Consider the following 20434-nt stretch of genomic DNA (forward strand, 5'->3'; position numbering starts at 1 on the left):
TAGCTTATGAGACATAATGCGCTAGGTCTAATAGAAGTAAGAGGGTATTTAGGGGCAATTGCCGCTGCGGATGCTGCCTTGAAGGCGGCAAACGTAACTTGCATTGGCATTGAGCGAGTGAAAGATGGATTCCGTATGATCAAGCTCAGCGGTGATGTAGGTGCTGTACAATCTGCAGTGGATGCGGGAGCAGAGATTGCCGTGCAATTGGATGTACTTGTTACTCGTCATGTGATTGCAAGAATGCATGAAGAGACGGCTGCAATGATATTGGGCCCGAACGAAGGCGAGAAAAAGGGTTGTGTTGTTGCTGATGCAAAAGCATCTACTGATCCTGTAGATTCATCTGCGGCAGCGCTATCTGAAGCGACACCATCTTCTCAAGTAGAAGAGGCATCGTCACAGATGATAGCTGGTATGGAGGAAACTTCATCGACGCTTGAATCTGCGAATGCAGCAACAATTTCAAATAAACAAGAAATTACGAAAGAGCTGACGCCTTTGAATGGCAAGCAAGAGACAGTAGGGAAGCCTGAAGTGAAACTTGAGGCCAAGCCTATCGCTGTTCCTGTAAAGCCAACTGCCCCATCGGCAGCAAAGCGTTCTAAGCACAAGAAAAAAGCTAGCTCTTAATTAACGTAATGGGAGAGTAGGAATATTGATGGAAATGCTGGATAAAGACCTAAGATCCATTCAAGAAGTCCGTGATCTTATTAAAAAAGCCAAGGAAGCTCAAGCAAAATTGGCTGTTATGACACAGGCACAAATCGACGCTATCGTCAAAGCAATCGCAGATGCGGGTTATGCACATCGTGAGAAGCTTGCAAGAATGGCTAATGAAGAAACTGGATTTGGCCGTTGGGAAGACAAAATCGTCAAAAATGCATTCGCTTCGAAACATGTCTATGAGTCTATCAAAGACATGAAGACAGTTGGCATTATTAATGATGATAAAGCCCACAAAGTGATGGATGTAGCTGTACCGGTTGGTGTTGTTGCGGGATTGATTCCTTCCACGAACCCGACATCTACAGTTATCTATAAAGCACTAATTTCTCTTAAAGCAGGAAACAGTATCGTGTTCTCCCCGCATCCGAATGCATTGAAAAGCATTTTGGAGACGGTAAAAGTAATCAATGATGCTGCTGTACAAGCTGGTTGTCCAGAAGGTGCAATTGCATCGATGACAGTTCCTACGATTCAAGGAACGGATCAATTGATGAAGCATAAAGATACATCTGTCATTCTTGCAACAGGTGGAGAAGCAATGGTTAAAGCTGCTTACTCCTCTGGTACGCCAGCTATCGGTGTAGGTCCTGGTAATGGTCCTGCCTTCATCGAGAAAAGCGCGAACTTCGAACTTGCTGTTAAACGCATCTTGGATTCCAAGACGTTCGACAACGGCACGATCTGTGCTTCCGAGCAATCGGTTATCGTAGAAGCTTGCAGCAAGGAAGCAGTTATGGCTGAGTTCAAGAAGCAGGGAGCATACTTCCTGACTGCTGACGAAGCTGTTCAGCTTGGCAAATTCATCATGCGTGCGAATGGCACGATGAACCCGCAAATCGTGGGTCGCAGCGTTGACCATATCGCGAAGCTAGCGAACTTGAACGTACCAGCTGGTACTCGTGTCCTCATCGCTGAGGAAACAAGTGTTGGCCGCAACGTTCCTTACTCCCGTGAGAAGTTGGCTCCAATTCTTGCCTTCTACACAGAAGACAATTGGGAAGCGGCTTGCGCGCGCAGCATCGAGATCTTGAATGGTGAAGGCGCTGGACATACGATGATGATTCACTCTGAAAATGAGGAAATCATTCGTCAGTTCGCACTCAAGCAGCCAGTATCTCGCTTGCTTGTTAATACACCGGGCGCACTAGGCGGTATTGGTGCTACAACAGCAATCGCTCCTGCACTTACATTGGGATGCGGTGCTGTAGGCGGAAGCTCTACTTCCGACAACGTTAGCCCGATGAACCTGCTTAACATCCGTAAATTGACTTACGGATTGAGAGAATTGGAAGACTTGGTTGAACAACCAACTGTACAAGCTGCTCCAGCAGTAGCAACCATTTCTCAAGACGACAAAGAGCAATTGATCAGCATGATCGTAGCTCGCATTCTCGAAAAAATGTAATTGTTCTCGTTTTCTTATTTTGGACTGGTTATAAGCAACCGCTCGTAATGGCGAATGGGAGCAGAATCATTTTAAACAATGGCATGGTTCGACGTTATAGATGAGTTTTTCCCCAATAGTTATATAAAAACTCAAGGACAACAGCGAATGAAAAATGATCGGTTTCCCACAAGCTATTGCGAGCAACTGTTTATATATATATCTATTTATTCACTAATTTCACATATAACTTAGGAGGAATTTACAATGGCAAACGCAAACGCACTAGGAATGGTAGAAACTAAAGGTTTGGTAGGCGCAATCGAAGCAGCAGACGCAATGGTAAAAGCAGCAAACGTTACTCTTATCGGTAAAGAGCAAATCGGTGCAGGTCTAGTAACAGTAATGGTACGCGGTGACGTAGGTGCAGTTAAAGCAGCTACAGATGCAGGTGCAGCAGCAGCTGAGCGTGTAGGTGAATTGTTGTCCGTACACGTAATTCCAAGACCACACACTGAAGTTGACGCAATTCTTCCAAAAACAAAAATTACTGAGTAATTTCGTTCTGGAAGCATAGGATCTCTCTCATATTTAGGCATTACGCATTATGCTAGTTTATTCAAGTTCACGGCTCATGAAATAATAAATGATTTTTACCTAAAGGTTAGGTTGGAGGGTGCGGTGTAAACTTGCACCCCCATCTTGCCTATAGCGATTTTCTCTAAAGGCAGCGGCTCAAACAGCCGCATGTAAAGGATGTGAGAACATGGCTGTCATCACGGAAAGCGGATTGCGCAAGCACTTTCGCAACCAGAACTTGAAAGAGGTTGCCGTTTATGAAGTAGTCAAGGGGACAATTTTGACACCCTCGGCAAAGAGCTTCTTAACGGATCATCAGATCGAGCTTCGTTACGTACAACCTGGACAAACTTCCGCTCCTGAGGCTGAGACATTGAGCAAGACGTCAGCAACGACAGACGCATCAGAGGCAGCTAATTCGTCCGCAGCATCTTCCGCTTCACAGCGGGAAGTAAAGCTTCAAATTACGAAAAATTTGGACACCGAGCCACAAACGGCAATGAAAAAGCGTTTTCGTACGTTATATGGCGGTTTTCTAGAAACGAAGCCGGAGCATATGACTCATTTGTATGGAAATATGCTGGTGTTTAAAGACCATCCACGGATTTTGTTCCGCGGCAAATTAGATTCGCTAGAAACGAAACTACTAGAAGCGCAAATCAGCTGTCACAAGCTGAATATGACCAAGTTGGTCGAGGATTTGGAAGAAGTATTGCAATTTGTAAGACGCATCGTTCGATGTGAAGTGTTAAGTGAACCGATTGAAGAATTTCATTTGCTTGGGATGACACCTAAGGAACTGCGGGAGCAGTCTCATTTTCCCAAGAAGCATTTTGGATTGGAACATTTTCAACCCAGCTTTGATATGGGCGAAGCGGTTGTTGTCATAAATGCGTTGCGCACAATGACGAGGGAGACGGAACTGCTGGCTTATCAAGCCTTCAAGAAGGAGCATGGCGAAGCCGATCGTGAAGATATCATTCTTTCACTGAATCGACTCTCATCGTTGTTCTGGATTATTATGTTCCGCATCCGCGTAGGACAGTACAACTAAGATCGTACAACTGATGAGGTGAGCAGAATGGATAATCAGCTAGTTGAAAGTATTGTAAATGAAGTTATTAAACGCGTACAGGATGAAGCTTGCTTCGAGGTAGAAGCATCAGGTAAACACGTTCATTTGAATCGTGAAGCAATCGATGCTTTGTTCGGTGAAGGCTATCAATTGACGAAAGCACGTGATCTCTCTCAACCAGGACAATACGCTTGCAAAGAGCGCGTTACGCTAATTGGACCAAAAGGCAGCTTGCACAATGTTATCGTACTTGGACCAGAGCGTAAACAGTCTCAAGTGGAAATTTCACTTACGGATTCTGTCGTGCTAGGTGTGTCTGTACCTGTAAGAGAGAGCGGCAAAATCGAGGGAACACCTGGTGTTATTATTGCTGCTGGCAGCAATGTACACAAGCTTGATCAAGGTCTTATTGCAGCACAGCGCCACATTCACGTAAAAGCAGAAGATGCAGCGAAATTTAACGTGACAAATGGTGAGATCGTACAGGTAAAAGTAATGGGCAAACGTCCACTTATTTTCGACGATGTACTTATTCGTGTTAGCCCTAACTTTGAGACGTATATGCATATCGATTATGACGAAGCGAATGCGTGCGGCTTTGTAAAAGGTACGAAGGGTCAAATTTTGAAGAAAACCAAGTAAACGTTCGAGCACAGCATTGTGCTTGTCAAAGTGGGAGTAGCAGGTATTGCTATCGATCGCTGTTGTCGTCGAGTTCTTTCTATGAATGCTTTCACAGTGGGAGCTCGACGACAAAGGCGACCACTTCGTTTTTTAGAAGATGAGATGCTACTTCGTATCCGCTAAGTAGTATCTTTTTGTTCAACCTATCACTATAGGGGGTGAAAAAATGAACCTAGAAGCTCACCAACAGGCCGCACTCATTCAGGCGGTAACGGATGAAGTGATGCGAAGACTTGAGCAGATGAAACAAGGTCAATCGACGGTGACGAAAAAACGAGCGGTACTACTATCTATGGAATCGCTTCCAGAGTTAGAAAGTATGCTGAATCCGCATGTTGAGGTTTCTTATTATGAAGCATCGATGCGTGATTGCGAGTTGCTCATTATTCCAAAAGTATGTCTCCAACTGCTTGCTAACTTAGCAAATGGACTTAGTGCAGGGCCGCGTGAACGATTTGTGCTGACGATGCTTCTCAAAGGCAGACAAGTTGTCGTACTGGAAGAAGGATTGCTTTATCGCAAATACAAAGCAACGGCTCCTGTCCATTTGTACAAGCTGTATGAAGGTTTTGCTCATCAGCTTAACAATTACGGGATCAGGACGGTAAAGACTGCGGAACTGTTATCGGTATGCCAAGAAGATGATCAGCAAGCCGAAGCCCAGTTGAGATGCTCGCTCACGCGTACACATACGGAAGCAACGGCTTCATCTTGCACGATTCCTCAAGTCAGCACAGCAGAATCGACAAAAGCAGTGACACCCGAAGTTTTGACTTCGAAAGTAATCACAGAAGCAGTTGTGAAGAAGTTCCGTCAAACTCATCATCGCGATGAGATCGTAATTAGCAAGAGCAGCATTATCACACCGCTGGCGCAAGATTATTTGCGTATGCAGCACATGCAAGTACACAGAAGATAACGGCAAGGTGAGGTGAACCCGATGATCGTGGGAAAAGTGGTAGGCAGCCTGTGGGCTACTCGTAAAGACAACAAGCTCAATGGGTTGACGTTTTTGGTAGTGAAGCCCATAACGCATGAGGATGGAGCGATTTCGCGCGACAGCATTGTTGCTGCGGACAATGCGGGTGCAGGTATCGGCGATACGGTGCTTGTGACGACAGGAAGCGCTGCCCGAACATCGATATCGAATTCGGATGTTCCTGTGGACGCAGTGATCGTGGGAATTGTCGATTCTATCGAGGTATCCCATGACTAGTGCAGTAGGCGTCGTAGAGTTGCGAAGCATCAGCAAGGGCTATGAGACAGCTGATCAGATGCTGAAAACTTCACCTGTGACGGTTCATCATCTCAAGCCGATATGCCCAGGTAAGTTTCTAATCATTATGAGCGGTGACACGGCAGATGTAGAAGTTGCGATGGCAGCAGCCAAAGTAGAAGCAGGCGACTATCGCATTAGTGACTTTGTGCTGCATGGCATTCATTCTGACATCATCGAAGGATTGAAAGGACGTAAGTCCTCTATTGCTGTTGATTCGATTGGTATCGTAGAAACATCTACCGTGTCTTCTGGTATTTTTGCTCTAAATGAAGCTTTGAAGCAGTGCGATATTCATGTGAAAAAAATGAACCTCGGCATGGCAATTGGCGGCAAGTTTCTCGCCGCATTTACGGGAAGCGTCAGCGACGTGGAGCAAGGAATGAACGTCTTTATTTCCGCTATGGATCAGAAGCGGATCATTCATACGACGGTGCTGCGCTCTCCAAGCGAGGAAATCAAGCAGCAGTTCCGCTAAGAGGTCATTATAGAAAGATCATTGTAAGAACGCTCATCATAAGAATGGGGGATCACCTTCGTGGAAATCAACGAAATTATTATCTACGCCATGGTACTATTTATGGTTCTCGGTGCGCTTGATAAAGCCATTGGAAACAAATTCGGATTGGGACATCAATTCGATGAAGGGATTATGGCGATGGGGTCTTTGACCCTAGCGATGGTAGGGATCATCTCTCTATCACCGGTCTTGGCAAAAGTATTAAGCCCAATCGTTGTTCCGATTTACAGTGCGCTTGGCGCAGACCCTGCTATGTTCGCGACTACACTGTTAGCGAATGACATGGGTGGATATTCACTTGCGATGGAGCTAGCGAACACACCTGAAGCAGGATTGTTCGCAGGTACGATTTTAGGCGCAATGTTAGGACCGACAATCGTATTCATTATTCCAGTTGCACTAGGTATCATTAAGAAAGATGACCACAAGTTCCTTGCAACTGGTGTATTGGCTGGTATTATTACCATTCCACTTGGATGCTTGGTTGGTGGATTGGTTGCAGGCTTCTCGATTGGCATGATTTTATCCAATCTAGTACCAATTATTATTTTCGCAGTACTTATCGCACTTGGCTTGTGGAAGTTCCCGCAAGGGATGATTAAAGGCTTCACTATTTTTGGTCAATTTATCGTAATTGTAGCTACACTAGGTCTTGCAGTAGCTATCATTCATCAGCTTACAGATGTTACGATTATTCCTGGTATGGCTCCAATTAGTGAAGGCATCGAAATTGTTGGTCACATTGCTATCGTCTTGGCAGGTGCTTTCGCGATGGTGTTTGTGATTACGAAGCTGTTCAACAAGCCATTGATGAAAATGGGTAAATTGCTTGGTATGAACGAAGTTGCAGCAGCTGGTATGGTTGCGACACTTGCTAACGTTATTCCGATGTTCGGTATGATGAAAGATATGGATGCTCGTGGTAAAGTCATCAACGTTGCTTTTGCTGTATCCGCAGCATTCGTGTTCGGTGATCACCTTGGCTTCACAGCTGGGGTAGCGAAAGAAATGATCTTCCCGATGATCGTCGGTAAGTTGGTTGGTGGTATTACAGCTGTATTTGTAGCTATTTTCCTTGCGAAGAAGATGGCTCCAGAGCCTGCAGCTGTAGAAGGAAAGTAATACCTCAAGTTAGCATGTAAATTAACATGCAGCATAAATGATTAGAAATAGATAATAGTCACCTAATGCAAGTTAACAAAGTAGAACTCGCAGCTCAGACACGATGTCATATGTGTGCTGAGCAGCGGGTTCTTTTTTTATTTTGATATAACAGACTAGTGGTTCGTTTCATTTAGTGAGCAAGGAATATGCAAATACGATGTTGAATAAGAAAATGAACGAATAAATGGAAAGAACGCTCTGTTGATGAGGTGATTATAGAGTGCCAGAGAGGTGAGCTAATGGTAGTTGAGACGAGTGGATACAGTCAATATAACGTTACTCTGTCTGTAGGCATTGCTTTGGGGGCGATAATCGTATTGATTATTGCCATATATATGTATCGCAAAAAGCAAGATAACTCTGTGAGGCTATGGGTCGTTGCTATTGTTATCTACGTAGGATTATTCTCTTTCTCAACTAGTTTTACGTTTAATCAACAAACAATGAAGCTCGCCATACTTCCGCTTGGGGTATGGCTTCTACTCGTGGTTCTGCCGAAACAATCGATAGAAAGGTACCGCCCTTATGCATGGCTAGGTTTCTGTTCTAATTATTTGTTCCTGTTTCTCACGATTGTTATTAGCTTTATTCATGAAGGCGTGTATCCTAAATCGAATCCGGCAACCTACATTTCCTACCTCGATAATGCCGTTCTCATTTCAATTCATTCTTCAGCTCAGCCTGCCGAGTTCAATAAAAATCGACTTCAAGAGCAATTAGAACATCTAGTTCCAACGGATATGCAGGTCGATGAATGGCATCGTCAGTCAGTTATGAGTACGCAATCTCATTATAAACGGGAGCGGTTTCCTTATATGCTCGTTGGTGTAAAGGCTCGGTGGGGAAGCGGTCTGTCTTCCACCATTTATATCGAACACGATGGGAAAGGATTATTGCTTACGACACCTGAACAGCAGCTTTATTATCGGGTAGGGGAATCGGTCCTTGAGAAGGAGGTTAACGATGTACCGTAGAAAGAAACAGTGGACAATAGCCGGAGGAGTACTATTGGCAGTCATTTTTAGCTGCATTTGGTTTATATGGTTGCCATCGTCGCATCCGAGTCCAATCCCTAGTCGTCAAGCTATGCTTGCAGAGATTCGTAAACACTCCTTTGGCGTCGAAGCGCAAGAGATTGTAGATGTAATCTCGTTAGATGATCGGCACGTCTATGCTCCTTATATTTCAAAGGAAGGTAGTTATGGACAAAGTTTTTGGAGGTGGGATCGTAATCAATGGGTAATGGGTGGGATTCTGGATAAGGGTGAGCCTTATGTTTGGGAGTTAGATGGAAAGCCGTCTAAGCAATATATCGTATATCATGTTGATCCGCAGGATGAAGTAGGAATGCTGAAGTATCATCTCTTAAGAGGTGTACATTACCAAATAACCGATGGCTGGCAACGATATACGCCTAGTGTTCAGATGTCTATATCCGTGCCTGTACAAGAACGTCGATATGGTGCCATTCCTGTGCCTAACGACTGGATACGTGTAATGGAAGAGGAGGCTCGAATAAATAGAAGTGAGCGATCATCTGATATTTTTGGTTGGATGGCTTCTTCTGCTCAAGTGCGGATCGTATGGCATGCCTATGATCGCAAGGGCAAGGAAACTTTTGCAGAACACTCTGTAAATGGTTCTAGCTATTGGGATGGTGGCCTCGCGCTACGTTTCATTTCGAGCATTAATGAGTCCGAGTTGGAGGTGAGTCCAAGCCCCTGAGAGAGCTATTATCAATGAAACAACGTATCGTAGAGTAAGTACATCATTTCATGTACGATTAGAACATATAGGAGGAAGATGGTTGTGAACAATACGGCTCTACTTATTATTGATGTTCAACAGGGGATGTTTACAGAAGACAATCCTGTATATAAAGGGAAACAATTGCTAACTAACATCGAACAGCTAATTATCTATTTCCGAAGTCAGCATCTACCAATCTATTACATTCAACATACGGAGCCTGCTGGAAGAGAATTTGAAAAAGGCTCTCCGGCTTGGATGATTCATCCTCAGATTGCCCCCACTGCATCAGATATCGTTATTGAGAAGACAACTCCAGATTCATTTCATCATACCGAATTACATCAAGAGCTAAAGAAAAGTAATATTGAACATCTTTTGCTTACAGGCATTCAAAGTGATGTGTGTGTAGATACAACTTGCAGAAGAGCGTTTAGCCTAGGGTACAAGTCTACATTAGTAATAGATGCGCACAGCACCTGGGGATCTTCAGAGCTAACGGCACAACAAATTATTAATCATCACAATCAAGTTTTACGGTGGTTCGCGAAAACGAATGAAACGAAGGATATTGTTCTAAGGTGAATGATGGTTATACGGAGGTGGGAATATGAATATGCCTACGCATATTGTAGCAGTAGGTGGAATTGTTAAAAATGAAGAGGGACAAGTTCTTCTTGTGAGGACTCAACATGGAGGATGGGTATTTCCTGGCGGGCAAGTGGAAAATGGTGAGAATCTCATGGTTGCTCTATCAAGAGAGATAAAAGAAGAGAGCGGAATCGATATCGAAGTACTATCAGGCTTATTTAGATTTTTGTGGGGATATTCATTATATGGAGTATCGTACAAAGCCTAATTTTGAATTGAAAATGAAAAGGACCATTTAACTTCTAAAAGCCCTGAATTTATTCAATAGTAATCGTCACCGCTGATATCATTTCAATATCGGGGCATATTGTATTTATGCTAGCCCTGCGCCCTTTATTTTTGGCTTGTATTATTAAAACTTAGTTAATTCATCGGAATTATATGAAAAAAAGATTGTACAGAATCGAAATGCGTGATATTATCGGAACAATCATCGAATGCACGGGGTTATTTATTCGCGAAATTCTGGCTTGCAAATGGTGATATTACATGTTTAGGGGGCTGTACGATATGAAGAAAAAGACGCTAACGATACTATTCATTGCATTTGTCACCATGGTACTGGCGGCATGCGGCGGTCAGAGTGACAGCGCAAAGTCGGAAGCTGGCCAAGGGACATCTGAAGCGAACCATTTGCTTGCGCAAATTAAGGCGAGTGGCAAGATTCGTATCGGCACAGAAGGGACATATCCTCCGTTTACGTTTCATGATGCCAACGGTAAGCTGACAGGTTTTGATGTAGAGCTTGCTGAAGAGATAGCAAAACGTCTAGGCGTAACACCAGAATTTCACGAGGCAAAATGGGATGGCATGTTTGCAGGCTTGGATAGCGGTCGATTCGATATCGTTGTGAACCAAGTGTCCATTAATGATGATCGCAAGAAGAAGTATGACTTCTCTGATCCTTACAGTGTGTCTAAAGCTGTGCTCATCGTGCATGAGGAAACGACGGACATCAAAGTTTTGTCTGATATAAAAGGCAAGAAGGCTGGTCAATCTTTGACTTCCAACTTAACCGAAATTGCTAAAGAAAACGGTGCGGAAATTGTACAAACAGATGGCTTCAACCAAGCGATCGAATTACTAGTTTCCAAGCGTATTGATGTGACCATTAATGATGGTTTGTCTTTCTTAGACTTTAAAAAACATCGTCCTGATGCAAAAGTAAAAGTTGTCGATGAGCATCCGAATGCTTCCAGCAGCGGTGTGTTGATTCCTAAAGGGGAGCAAGAGCTTGTAGATGCGATTAACAAAGCACTTGCGGATATGAAAGCTGACGGCACGTATGTAGCCATTTCTCAGAAATACTTTAATGCCGACATTTCAAAATAATTGGGTGATCGCTCGTGGATAATAAATATTTGGAAATATTCCTTGATTCACTATGGCCGTTATTGAAAGCGGGAGTGCTGTTCGCAGTTCCGCTTACACTGATTTCTTTTGCGGTTGGCCTCGTGTTAGCTTTATTAACTGCTTTAGCTCGCTTGTCATCTATTAAACCATTAGTATGGCTCGCGCGGTTCTATGTATGGATTATACGTGGAACGCCATTGCTCGTGCAGCTGTTTATTATTTTCTATGGACTGCCTAGCTTAGGTATTACAATAGGTGCGTTTTCAGCCGCCATTATTGGGTTCTCGCTTAGTGTTGGCGCATACAATGCAGAAGTGATGCGCGCTGCTATTCAGTCGATTCCAAAAGGGCAGTGGGAAGCGGCAGAATCGCTTGGTATGACACGCAGCCAAATTTTACGTCGTATTATTTTGCCTCAGGCAGCTCGAGTATCGGTACCGCCATTATCGAATTCATTTATTAGTTTAGTTAAAGATACTTCTTTGGCTGCTACCATTACGGTGACGGAAATGTTCCAACGTGCCCAGCAAATTGCAGCAGTAACTTACGAGCATATGCTTATTTACTGTGAAGTGGCCTTAATTTATTTGTTTTTCAGTACGATTTTGTCTGCGCTGCAAGCAAGAGTGGAGAAATACTTTGAACGCTATACGGTTCGATAAGGGGGCTTCGTTATGATTAGGTTAAAAGACATAAATAAGAACTTTGGAAATGTCCCCATCTTAAAACATATTGATCTGCGCGTAAATAAGGGAGAGACTGTCGTTATTATCGGGCCTTCTGGATCAGGTAAATCAACTTTACTGCGCTGCTTGAATTTGCTAGAGCAGCCGACGAGCGGGTACTTGCGTATTGCAGATGATTCTCTGCAGTTGAAAGAAGGGGATTCGATCAAGCAAGCAGATGTAATGAAAATACGATTGCACACGGGAATGGTGTTTCAAGCCCATCATTTATTTCCGCATATGACTGCGGTACAAAATGTAATGGAAGGGCTCGTTACCGTTCGACGTCAAGCAAAAGTAGAAGCTCGTGCAGCAGCACTTCGGCTATTAAAGAAGGTCGGCTTGGCTGATAAGGCAGATTCGTATCCATTTCAGCTGTCTGGGGGTCAGCAGCAGCGCGTCGGTATTGCGAGAGCATTGGCATTGGAACCGAATGTGTTGCTGTTTGATGAACCTACTTCAGCACTTGATCCTGAGATTGTGGGGGAAGTTCTTAATGTTATGGGCGATCTCAAGCAGGAAGGGATGACCATGGTCATTGTCACGCACGAAATGCAATTTGCTCGCCTTATTGCTGATCATATTATTTTCCTAGATCAAGGTGTCGTTGTTGAGGAAGGCTCACCAGATCAAGTATTTGATGCTCCGACTCAGAAACGGACAAAGCAGTTTCTACAGCGTCTTGATTGGATGAGGGAACGTATTCCGACAGGGCATGAAGCAGAGCTATTTGCACCTCAAAATGAGGAGGTTGGCATTGTTCATTAATAGTAAAAATAAAGCGAGACAGCGTAGGTGAAAGGTTCAACCTCGCTGTCTCTTTGTGTTGTCGTGAATGTAATTATTCATTTGTAAATGTTCTGTGTAATGAGCTTGTCATAACTAAGTAAGCTAGGCCATTTCTGGCTTATAGTTTCTTCGTGGCTTGTTGAATAATACTAATAAGTTCACTGCTATACGTCTCCAAATCTACATCTTTCGTTGAAGGATTCAGCAAGAACTCACCAATCGCACCTTGAATGACATTTGACATTATGGCTACATGGAAGTTTCCGAACACACCTTGCTGCTGACCTTCTCGCAAAATATGCTGCAGTGTGCTCACTAATGCATCTTCTTCGTCTTCATCGGCATCTAATTTGTAATACGGAACTTGCTCAGGTGTTCGCGCATTGAAAATAATTTCGATCAGTGCAGTTTGATGAGCAGGGTGCGTAACTTGATAAGCTAGGCTGGCAGCGATAAACGCTTCCAGCTTCTCCTCAGGTGTATGTCCCTGATTGACTCTCTCTAGAACATATGAAGTGGAACGCTCTACAAGCTTGATGAGCAAATGATTCATCAGATCATTCTTATCCGAAAAGTGGTAGGAGATAAGCGCCGTGCTAATCCCAGCTCGTTTTGCTATTTTAGCTAAACTGGCATTTACATACCCAATATCATCAAGGGTTTGAACAGCAGCCTCGATAATTTGCTCCCGTCTTGCGGCTGCAATAAACGATTGTTTGCCTTCTGGTTTATGATCTTGGTTCATCTAACATCGCCTCAATTGTCGCAATTATTTGGATTTTGTCTGATTTAATTTCCCGAGCAATAATAAAGCTACGACGATAATGGGAATCACTAAATTGCTTGGATCCATGATGAATTGTTCAAAACGCTCAAACAATGCACTGCTATTGTTGAACAAATAGTAAATCCCACGGATTCCGACAATGACGAGCCCTGAGAAAAGCATAAATGGAATGATGGACAATCCGAGTTTTAGTACATTCCATCCTAACGGTTTGCTTAGTAACAACAGCAATGCTGCTGTGACACAGAATATCCCAAGTATTCCGATACATGCAACCCGTATCCATCCGTACCAAGGGAAGTCTAGTGTATTCATATTATCGTTGTACATATACCAAGTATACCAGAGTGCAGCCCCTCCAAGTAATACACTTAGAACAGGAATAACTTTTTGCATCCAGTCAGCGAATAAAGTGGTGGAATGTTCTTGATTGTGATTAGTCATGATGACTCTCCTTATTGAACAAAATTGATTAAACGTTTAAAAAATTAATTGATTAGTTAATCAAAATAATAACGTATCCTTATATTCTCGTCAATATAGCATCTAGAGGACTGACTTTATCCCTCAATACGTGGATGAAAAATATCGTGGACATGCAAATACCCCCTGCCAAAATGGAAGGCAGGGGGTTAGGTTCATTTGAATGTAAATTGGGACTGACATCGCGGCGGATCAAACTTGTAATTGAATTCGGTTGCCTGACGGATCCGTCGTTATGAGGTGACCATTTTCTTCCTGGACAGTTTCTCCGATTTCTTTTAACTGAGCAATAACTCGTTGTCTATCAGCATCAGTAGGGAACACGATTGCGTAGGATTCCAGGCCTGTGCTGTTCGGAGCTGGTGTAGGAGCGCCAACTCCAGCCCATGTGTTTAATCCAATATGATGATGGTATTTACCTGTCGAAATAAATAGTGCCTGAGGGCCAAAGCGATTTACCACTTTAAATCCAAGTCCTTTTATATAAAATTGCTCTGCTCTAGCTAAATCCGCAACATGAAGATGAATATGCCCCATAATCGTACCCTCTGGAAGGCCGCTCCATTTTCCCGTTTCATTGGTCATAAGCTCAGGGAAATTTAATGCCTCTGTTGTCATGGCCACGATATCATTATGCCATTCCCACGCATTAGGGTTACGATCAGCATAGATCTCAATTCCATTTCCGTCTGGATCAGATAAATACAGAGCTTCGCTTACAAGGTGATCGGCCGATCCAATCTGGATATTAAGCTCTACAAAGTGACGTACAACATGAGCTAGATCCGAGCGCTCAGGCAGCAGTAAGGCGAAATGATAAAGTCCAGTAGTTCTTGGTTGCTTCGGTAGAACGTGCTCGGGTTGCTCTATTTTTAACAGAGATGTTTTGCCGTCAGCAGTCAATTCTGCACTTTTATCAGACCGGTTTAGTACTTTAAACCCAATGACTTCTTGGTAGAAAGTAAGGGAGCGTTCTATATTTTGCACCTTTAGGTTGACTTGGCCTACAAAAGTGTTCGGTTCGCGATGGAATTGCATAATGATTACCTCCTTGTGTATATTTCATATATTCCGTGTATAGTGGCATTTAAAAATGGGTCCATTACAGGTCATATCTGCATGTGATCTACTTACTTTTAGTAATGAAATAACTATAACTTATAAAATGGATGTCGTCAAATACAAAAATAAGTTCGCTATGAATGAACCGAATTCCGATTTAATCTCCCCACGTGTGTTTGTGAAAGAAAAGTTAAACATATTTAAATAAATACATAATTTACATACATTCAGTATGTATGTTAAATTGAAATCATCCTAAATAGTGGAGGAGAATGCTCGTATGAAATTATCCAGCTTTTATCCTGTCCTTTTGTCCGAACAAGTTGCTGCAAGCTCTGTCTTTTACAGGGAGTACTTCGGTTTCGAGGTCGTTTTTGAGTCAGATTGGTATGTAAGTTTGCGATTGTCTAACGGTGATTGCTCGTATGAGCTAGCCATTATGGACCCTGCTCATGCAACGATACCTGCTGCTTTTCAACATAAAGTACAGGGCTTACTTTTAAACTTTGAAGTAGATGATGTGGACGCAGAGTATGAGCGATTAATTCAAACAGCGAAGCTGCCCCTTCACTCGGATATAAAGGATGAAGCGTTCGGTCAGAGACATTTCATCACGGCTGATCCGAATGGGGTATTGATCGATGTCATCACAATCATTCCTCCTTCAGAAGAGTTTGTAAGTCAGTATAATGAAAGCGTTTGGAAGGAAAGCGAAACATAAAGAAAATGAAACAGAACATAGATATATGTGGGGATAACATTATAAATCGAATGGAGATATCTATTAGGAAATGAAGAGAAACAAAGCAGATACGGATGAAACGATACGTCAGTTGATTGAAGTGGGCAGAGTCCATTTTACGGAGCATGGATATGCAAATACGTCTTTGGAATTGATCGTTCAGGAGGCAAAGTTAACGCGCGGAGCACTTTACCATCATTTTGGAAATAAAAAAGGATTGTTCCGCATCGTGCTTGAATCTGTCCAGGCAGAAGTTGCCGAGCATGTAGAGCAAGCAGCTTCCACGAGTGAAGATGTATGGGAACAGCTTCATCTTGGGTGCCGCGCGTTCGTCATAGCTGCCGTAGAGCCTCGGCGTAAACATATTATGCTTATCGATGGTCCATCCGTCTTAGGCTGGGAAGAATGGAGAATGCTAGACGGGAAGCATTCGATGCGTCTGCTGCGTGAGCAGCTTCACATGATGAAGGAACGGGGATATATCCAGCCTGTCTCTATCGATGCGATTACCCATTTTCTATCAGGAGCATTAAATGAAATCTCACTGTGGAATGCGCAGCATTCGGACTCGGAGCAATCGATGGATGACACAATGGAAGTTATTTCCCTGTTCTTAGAAGGATTTAAACGGAGATCGTCTAATATGTAGATAATGTCATGCCGCAGCTTGTCTATACGATGATAAGGACCTATATCGTCTTGGAACAACAACACGGCATATCGAAATAGGCGAAAGAGGTATCCAATATGATCATGGTTAGTTCTTGTCTTGCAGGCTTGGAAGTCAGATATAATGGTACTCATTGTTTACATGATAAGGTAAAGCAGCTAGTGGAGAATAATCAAGCTGTAACGGTATGTCCTGAGCTTATGGGAGGGTTACCGACACCGCGAGAGCCAGCTGAAATTGTTAATGGTGATGGCTATGATGTGTTAAATGGATTGGCTATCATTCGGGATCGTGCCGGCGTAGATGTGACTGCTGCTTATATGGAAGGGGCTATGCGAACACTTGAGTTGGCGCAACAACTTCAAGCTACGTTTGTTGTACTGAAGGAGAACAGTCCATCTTGCGGCAGTTCCAAGATTTATAATGGCAAGTTTATAGGTGAGAAAATAGCGGGGAACGGAATTACCGCTGCTTTGTTGAAGAAGCATGGCTTTAACGTTATATCTGAAGATGACTTTGTGCAGATGCTGGATGAACTTTAAGTAATATAGCGTGTACCTTTTATAGCTTATAAGGTTTACCTTTTCATTAAGATGCGCAATCCTAGTTGAAATAACGAACAGGGGCAAAGATATTTCTTTAGCCTCTTGTTTTTATGCTTGTTGATAGAATTGATCCAATATTAAAATAGTCTAAATGGATCAAAAAGTAATGGAAGAGAAGGAAAAGTCTTGTATTTTATCGGTATCTATCGCAAAATATAAATATTACATATGAAAATAATAGAAATTATGTTCTATTTTAAAATTGTACAAAAGGGGTTAATTCGCTCATGAAAATGGTCAAAATGAAGAAGTCTATTTTTATCGCAACTATGGTTTCTGTAAGTCTTATGTCTGGTGCAGTAGCTGTCGTTGCTTCAAATGGTATGGAGAAAATTTCGGCGTTCCTGAATCATAAAGTGCAATTCAAAGTAGATGGGAACGAGTGGACACCTAAAAGTGATAACGGTAGCAAATTGGCTCCTGTTGTATATAAAGGGACGACTTACTTGCCAGCGCGTGCAGTTGGTGAGGCTGTTGGTGCTGAAGTGAAATGGAATGGTACTACGCAAACGATTACGATTAATACAGGCAAAGGTTCTACGGGTGGTACTTCTACACCAACTGAAAAGCCTACTAAGCCAGTTGAAGTTCCACAAGCTAATGGCATTATTAAGCTAGGCAATAAAGAAGAGACAACGAAAAAAATGCGTGAGCAAGCAGTGACGCTTATTAAATTGTATGGTGAAGCGCTCGAAACAGGCAGCACGAAAAAGTACGATGATTATATTACGAAAATTACAGCTGACAAATACCCGGACTCTCCAATTCGTAACGGACATCAACATTACAAAGATATGTTCAAAAAGAAAGTGGACGAAGTAATCGCTGCGAATTCCAAAGAAAAAATTGCAGACTATGCAAAAGCAATGAAGGCAGTTACTTTGGATCAAGTTGAAGTATTTACTATCGGTGATAAGAGCGAATACAGCCAAACTTTCTCCTTTAAGTACTTCCCTAAAGGCTGGACTGCGTTCAGCAGCACCTATGTATACTTCGAATTCGGTGCAACAAAGTATAAAAGCTCAGACTTTGAATTGTTTGCTGCATATATTAACTAATAGGGCTTGGTATTTCTAGTAAACCTTATCAGGAATGAACTCGTGATTCATTGACATAACCTAATAAATAGGTAAAAAGTCTCCAATTCCGCTTGATTCGGAACTGTCGCTGTCTTACAATCAGCGCAGTCAGTTCCTGAACAGTGGTTGGAGGCTTTTTGTCGATCCAATGACATGAGAATTGAATTGCTTCCCATGTGAATTTACGGTATAAATAGTTTCATTATCAGCTGTTGCATGACTAGGCTTTCTCTTCTTATGAAAGAAAGTTAGTTTATAAAAGAGGATAAGTCGTATTTATATCGAACTCGTGACATAGGATGTGTTTGAAAGGAGTGGCTGTTGAATGGTAAGACCCCATATGATAGAGCGTGATAAAATCCAATTCAATAACCCTTCATTCCCTTTAATGGCAACGACGACAGAAGGAGTAAGCCCTGGATTCCAGCGGCTTCATTGGCATGTCGCAATGGAGATGAATTATATTCGCCAAGGTTCCGGGTATTACTTAATTAATGGTATCAGGGTACCTTTTAAGCAAGGCGATTTGATCATGATAAATGGAAATGATGTTCATCGTGCATTCGAACAGGAGCAGCTCGTGATGGATGTTATTTTATTCGAACCTTCCTTATTAGCAGTAGATCTGAAATATGACCCAGACATCTTGCGTCCCTTCCGTGAAATGGGGGTGTCGTTCTCTCCAGTTGTTGAGGGTGAACAGTGGGGATCTACAGACTTCATTCATCTTTTTAAAGCGATAATGGATGAAATCATGGATGAACGACCTTCCGCATTGACCCTCGCCCGCGCCTATTTGCTGCAGTTTCTCGCACTTGCCAATCGTCATCTAGCATTATCTGAAGTTCCGCTTGCCCCCGTGAAGCACCGAGGAATGAATGCGATAAAGGAAATTATTCATACGATGGAAATGAATATGGCTTATCCTTGGACGCTTGGTGAATTGGCGGATCTCGTGCATTTAAGCCCGTCACGCTTTAGCGCGTTATTCCAACAAACGGTAGGTACGTCACCGATGGATTATTTGATTCAGCTTAGATTGACCCAAGCGGTTTATTTACTAGAATCGACGGAGCTTAAAGTTATTGATATTGCAGAACGATGCGGCTTCCGTAACTTATCTAACTTCAATCGATTGTTCAAGCAGCATATTGGAACCTCGCCAAGTGATGTAAGACAACATTATGAAGGCGGTACCAATTTTGTAGAGACAGTAAGATAGTATCAGTCATCGAAAGTATAGTAGTAGTTTTGCGATCTGCAACGGTGTATCGTTAGCAATAGATAAATTGATTTAGAGCTAACGATTACTGACTCTAGGTACGACAGGAGAGAGAACGATGGGCATTTTCTTGGGTGTAGACGCAGGTGGAAGCAAGACGCATGCTGTCCTCACCAATCACAATGGTATCGTGCTTGGCAAGGGGCTTGCGGGCAATGGTAATCATCAGACTAATCGCCAAGCAGCAGAAATTAACATTCGTCAAGCTTGTGAGAGTGCGTTGAAACAAGCGGGTATTACACATGAGCAGGTAGACTATGCTTACTTCGGTTTGGCTGGAGCGGATCGTGAAGTAGATTATGCAGTATTGCGCCCAATGATAGCAGGTTTGGGATTCCCACGCCATGGTATTACATGCGATACGATGATTGGTATGAGAGCAGGCACGAATCAAGCGCATGGTGCAGTTATTATTTGTGGGACAGGATTCAATAGCGCTGCCCGGAATAGAGCAGGAGAAGAACTGCAATATGGTGGTTTTGGATATAAATACGGAGATGGTTATGGAGCAGGTTCGAGCTTGGCGATGCTCGCATACCGTTCCGTTATACGAGCGTGGGATGGACGCGGGCCTAAGACGGCACTTACAGATTTGGTACTCCGCCATATGAATATAGGCAGTGTTCAACAATTATTTGATGACGTATTGGATCAGAAGATTTCCATTCCGCTTGATTTAGCCAAAACATTGTTTGAGGCTGCTGAAGCAGATGATCAAGTAGCCATTGATATTTTAACAGCGGAAGGCGAAGAGCTCGGCAATGCAGTCGTTGCCCTTATTCGCCGGTTGAATATGACAGAAGATAAGTTTGATATCGTTTATATTGGCAGTGTTCTGAATAAAGGAAGAGGCACTTATTTGACAAATGCGATTGAAAGAGTTGTTACTCAGCACGCACCGCAAGCACGCTGTGTTCGACTAACGGCAGATCCAGTGGCCGGTGCGGTAATGAGTGCGATGGAATGCGCTGGACTAACATTGAGTGAAGATATCGAATCTCGTATGAAATCACTAACATTTTAAACATATTCTAGTGTACATAATG

Annotated in this window: 25 protein-coding genes; 22 read left to right on the top strand and 3 right to left on the bottom strand. The window is 43.0% G+C overall.

Annotated features, from left to right (window positions below; translation table 11 throughout):
- Positions 1-6 precede the first annotated feature (6 nt).
- The 16 genes from IFO66_RS09655 to IFO66_RS09730 all read left to right on the top strand — a co-directional run bounded on the left by IFO66_RS09655 (position 7) and on the right by IFO66_RS09730 (position 12657).
- A complete protein-coding gene (locus tag IFO66_RS09655; RefSeq protein WP_192024950.1) occupies positions 7-633 on the top strand; it encodes a BMC domain-containing protein in 627 nt (208 codons plus the stop codon).
- A 28-nt stretch (positions 634-661) separates the two neighbouring features.
- Entirely contained in the window at positions 662-2134 is a 1473-nt protein-coding gene (locus tag IFO66_RS09660; RefSeq protein ID WP_192025085.1) for an acetaldehyde dehydrogenase (acetylating), read from the top strand.
- Positions 2135-2380: 246 nt separating this feature from the next.
- Positions 2381-2671 (top strand): propanediol utilization microcompartment protein PduA, encoded by a 291-nt coding sequence (pduA, locus tag IFO66_RS09665; RefSeq protein ID WP_028596399.1) that lies wholly within the window; start codon positions 2381-2383, stop codon positions 2669-2671.
- A gap of 208 nt (positions 2672-2879) precedes the next feature.
- Positions 2880-3746: a cobalamin adenosyltransferase gene (locus IFO66_RS09670; protein ID WP_192024951.1), complete on the top strand. Its 867-nt coding sequence runs from the start codon at positions 2880-2882 to the stop codon at positions 3744-3746.
- 27 nt (positions 3747-3773) lie between these two features.
- Entirely contained in the window at positions 3774-4409 is a 636-nt protein-coding gene (gene eutD, locus IFO66_RS09675) for an ethanolamine utilization phosphate acetyltransferase EutD (protein ID WP_028596397.1), read from the top strand.
- A gap of 208 nt (positions 4410-4617) precedes the next feature.
- Positions 4618-5370: an ethanolamine utilization protein gene (locus tag IFO66_RS09680; protein ID WP_192024952.1), complete on the top strand. Its 753-nt coding sequence runs from the start codon at positions 4618-4620 to the stop codon at positions 5368-5370.
- 21 nt (positions 5371-5391) lie between these two features.
- A complete protein-coding gene (locus tag IFO66_RS09685) occupies positions 5392-5667 on the top strand; it encodes a EutN/CcmL family microcompartment protein (RefSeq protein ID WP_192024953.1) in 276 nt (91 codons plus the stop codon).
- Positions 5660-6205 carry a BMC domain-containing protein gene (locus tag IFO66_RS09690; RefSeq protein WP_192024954.1) on the top strand — a complete coding sequence of 182 codons (546 nt, stop codon included), beginning with the start codon at positions 5660-5662 and terminating at the stop codon, positions 6203-6205. The genes IFO66_RS09685 and IFO66_RS09690 overlap by 8 nt, the downstream gene beginning before the upstream one ends.
- A 60-nt stretch (positions 6206-6265) precedes the next feature.
- Positions 6266-7369 carry an ethanolamine utilization protein EutH gene (gene eutH, locus IFO66_RS09695; RefSeq protein ID WP_028596393.1) on the top strand — a complete coding sequence of 368 codons (1104 nt, stop codon included), beginning with the start codon at positions 6266-6268 and terminating at the stop codon, positions 7367-7369.
- A gap of 281 nt (positions 7370-7650) precedes the next feature.
- On the top strand, positions 7651-8385 hold the full coding sequence (locus IFO66_RS09700; protein ID WP_192024955.1) for a hypothetical protein: 735 nt from the start codon (positions 7651-7653) through the stop codon (positions 8383-8385).
- On the top strand, positions 8375-9136 hold the full coding sequence (locus IFO66_RS09705) for a hypothetical protein (protein WP_192024956.1): 762 nt from the start codon (positions 8375-8377) through the stop codon (positions 9134-9136). The genes IFO66_RS09700 and IFO66_RS09705 overlap by 11 nt, the downstream gene beginning before the upstream one ends.
- Before the next feature lie 78 nt (positions 9137-9214).
- On the top strand, positions 9215-9745 hold the full coding sequence (locus IFO66_RS09710) for a cysteine hydrolase family protein (protein ID WP_192024957.1): 531 nt from the start codon (positions 9215-9217) through the stop codon (positions 9743-9745).
- A 25-nt stretch (positions 9746-9770) separates the two neighbouring features.
- Complete coding sequence (locus IFO66_RS09715) at positions 9771-10019, top strand: NUDIX domain-containing protein (RefSeq protein WP_192024958.1); 249 nt, start codon at positions 9771-9773, stop codon at positions 10017-10019.
- A 302-nt stretch (positions 10020-10321) separates the two neighbouring features.
- A complete protein-coding gene (locus IFO66_RS09720; protein ID WP_192024959.1) occupies positions 10322-11143 on the top strand; it encodes an amino acid ABC transporter substrate-binding protein in 822 nt (273 codons plus the stop codon).
- Between the two features lie 14 nt (positions 11144-11157).
- Positions 11158-11826 carry an ABC transporter permease subunit gene (locus IFO66_RS09725; RefSeq protein WP_192024960.1) on the top strand — a complete coding sequence of 223 codons (669 nt, stop codon included), beginning with the start codon at positions 11158-11160 and terminating at the stop codon, positions 11824-11826.
- Positions 11827-11838: 12 nt separating this feature from the next.
- Entirely contained in the window at positions 11839-12657 is an 819-nt protein-coding gene (locus IFO66_RS09730) for an amino acid ABC transporter ATP-binding protein (protein ID WP_192024961.1), read from the top strand.
- Positions 12658-12796: 139 nt separating this feature from the next.
- On the opposite strand, the gene IFO66_RS09735 is transcribed toward IFO66_RS09730, so the two are convergent.
- The 3 genes from IFO66_RS09735 to IFO66_RS09745 form a co-directional block, all read right to left on the bottom strand.
- Complete coding sequence (locus IFO66_RS09735; protein WP_192024962.1) at positions 12797-13423, bottom strand: TetR/AcrR family transcriptional regulator; 627 nt, start codon at positions 13421-13423, stop codon at positions 12797-12799.
- 24 nt (positions 13424-13447) lie between these two features.
- The gene (locus IFO66_RS09740) at positions 13448-13909 is read right to left on the bottom strand and encodes a hypothetical protein (protein WP_192024963.1); all 462 of its coding nucleotides are present in this window, start codon (positions 13907-13909) and stop codon (positions 13448-13450) included.
- 231 nt (positions 13910-14140) lie between these two features.
- Positions 14141-14986, bottom strand: coding sequence for a VOC family protein (locus IFO66_RS09745; protein ID WP_192024964.1), 846 nt, complete (start codon positions 14984-14986; stop codon positions 14141-14143).
- Positions 14987-15290: 304 nt separating this feature from the next.
- On the opposite strand from IFO66_RS09745, the gene IFO66_RS09750 reads away from it, so the two are divergent.
- The 6 genes from IFO66_RS09750 to IFO66_RS09775 all read left to right on the top strand — a co-directional run bounded on the left by IFO66_RS09750 (position 15291) and on the right by IFO66_RS09775 (position 20412).
- A complete protein-coding gene (locus IFO66_RS09750; RefSeq protein ID WP_192024965.1) occupies positions 15291-15731 on the top strand; it encodes a VOC family protein in 441 nt (146 codons plus the stop codon).
- 70 nt (positions 15732-15801) lie between these two features.
- Positions 15802-16401: a TetR/AcrR family transcriptional regulator gene (locus IFO66_RS09755; protein ID WP_192024966.1), complete on the top strand. Its 600-nt coding sequence runs from the start codon at positions 15802-15804 to the stop codon at positions 16399-16401.
- Positions 16402-16499: 98 nt separating this feature from the next.
- Positions 16500-16964, top strand: coding sequence for a 2-thiouracil desulfurase family protein (locus IFO66_RS09760; protein WP_192024967.1), 465 nt, complete (start codon positions 16500-16502; stop codon positions 16962-16964).
- Between the two features lie 290 nt (positions 16965-17254).
- A complete protein-coding gene (locus IFO66_RS09765; RefSeq protein ID WP_192024968.1) occupies positions 17255-18085 on the top strand; it encodes a stalk domain-containing protein in 831 nt (276 codons plus the stop codon).
- A gap of 346 nt (positions 18086-18431) precedes the next feature.
- Positions 18432-19328 (top strand): AraC family transcriptional regulator, encoded by an 897-nt coding sequence (locus IFO66_RS09770; RefSeq protein ID WP_192024969.1) that lies wholly within the window; start codon positions 18432-18434, stop codon positions 19326-19328.
- A 118-nt stretch (positions 19329-19446) separates the two neighbouring features.
- Positions 19447-20412 carry an N-acetylglucosamine kinase gene (locus IFO66_RS09775; protein ID WP_192024970.1) on the top strand — a complete coding sequence of 322 codons (966 nt, stop codon included), beginning with the start codon at positions 19447-19449 and terminating at the stop codon, positions 20410-20412.
- Positions 20413-20434 lie beyond the last annotated feature (22 nt).

This window comes from Paenibacillus arenosi (assembly GCF_014841135.1).
Taxonomy (GTDB): Bacteria; Bacillota; Bacilli; order Paenibacillales; family Paenibacillaceae; genus Paenibacillus_B; species Paenibacillus_B arenosi.